General features: G+C 54.7%; 1 protein-coding gene. It reads right to left on the minus strand.

Annotation, left to right across the window (positions count from 1 at the left end; genetic code table 11):
• Positions 1 to 80 precede the first annotated feature (80 nt).
• Positions 81 to 1277 carry an MFS transporter gene (locus tag VU18_RS15570; protein ID WP_014197005.1) on the minus strand — a complete coding sequence of 399 codons (1197 nt, stop codon included), beginning with the start codon at positions 1275 to 1277 and terminating at the stop codon, positions 81 to 83.
• Positions 1278 to 1576 lie beyond the last annotated feature (299 nt).

Raw genomic sequence — 1576 nt, forward strand, 5'->3', positions numbered from 1 at the left:
CCCTAACGAGCGCCACGAACCAAAGCCCGCAACTCTCATGAGAGATCTGTCTTAGAGAATGTCCCTTACAACGATTTTCCTCATGCAAGCTCCTGCTGCTTCGTCTCGCTGCCCAACACCGCGACCGCCAAAACGGCGACAAGGACCGATAGACAAAACAGCGTGAAAATGGCCGTCACCGACACCCCTTGGGCGACAAGCGAGCCGACCAACAGTGGGCCAAAAATGCCGCCGATGCGGCCAAACGCCGCCGCCATGCCGGCGCCGGTCGCACGAATCGACGTCGGATACTGCTCCGGCGTATACGCATACAGCGCTCCCCAAGCGCCGAGGTTGAAAAACGACAAGAAAATGCCGGATGCCATCAGCCCGACGAGCGACTCGGCCGTGCCGAAAAAGTAAGCGCTCAATGCTGTGCCAAGCAAGTACGTCACCAAGACAAATTTCCGCCCCGCCCGCTCGATCAGCCATGCGGCGCTGAAATAGCCGGGCAATTGCGCCAGCGTCATGATGAGCACATATTCAAAGCTTTTAATTAAACTAAACCCTTTCATCACCATAACGCTCGGCAGCCATAAAAACATGCCGTAATACGAAAAGACGACGCAAAACCAAAGCAACCAAAGCATAACCGTCTCTTTCCGATGGGGAGCGGACCATACTTTGACGATATTGCTCCACACCGTCTCCTCTTTTTGCGCGGCCGCAAACCGCGGCGAATCAGGCAGACGGAGGCGCAAATAGATCGCATACAGCGCCGGGATCGCCGCCAGCCATAACGCCGTCCGCCAGCCGTAAGCCGGTATGACGAAATACGAGATGAGCGCCGCCAACAGCCAGCCGCCCGCCCAAAAGCTCTCGAGCAGCACGACAACCCGTCCGCGGTCTTTAGCCGGCACCGCCTCCGAAACGAGCGTCGACGCGACCGGCAGCTCACCGCCAAGCCCCATGCCGATCAAAAAGCGGAACGCCAAAAACGCCGCCAACGTCGTCGTGAGCGCCGACAGCCCGCTGCCAAGCGAGAACAGCAACAATGTGAAAATAAAAACGTTTTTCCGGCCGATCCGGTCGGCGAGCAGCCCGAACACGAGCGCCCCGACCGCCATGCCGATCGAGTTGACGCTGCCGATCCAGCCGACTTGCCCGGCCGTCAAGTTCCAATCTTTTTGCAAGGCGGCCATCAAAAACGACAACATGCCGACATCCATCGCGTCAAACAGCCAACCGAGACCGGCAATGCTTAACAGCTTGCGCTGGGAAATCGTCGGTTCGTTCATGTGTATCCTCCTGTCATTATTAATGTCAAGACATATTCATTATAAAAGAAAACCGTTGGCCTGTGCACTATACGGTTGATAATTTTTGCGAAAAATCAGCTCGAAGCCTTGAATAACAGGATCAAACACCAACATCGCGATCCAGCCATCGTTCCATGGCTGGAACAAAAAGTTCGGCTAAAATCAGCTGCCATGCTTTTCATGATAGACGCCAGTACAACCTTTTGATAAAGCATCAAATCCTTTCTTCGTTCCCTTATTCATGATGTTGATTTCGACCTCACATTTCGCACCCTTCC

Source organism: Geobacillus sp. ZGt-1, assembly GCF_001026865.1.
GTDB classification, from domain to species: Bacteria; Bacillota; Bacilli; order Bacillales; family Anoxybacillaceae; genus Geobacillus; species Geobacillus thermoleovorans.

Excerpts from the sequence above, each read along its gene's own strand:
- VU18_RS15570 (WP_014197005.1), bottom strand. The coding sequence starts at position 1,277 with ATGAACGAACCGACGATTTCCCAGCGCAAGCTGTTAAGCATTGCCGGT.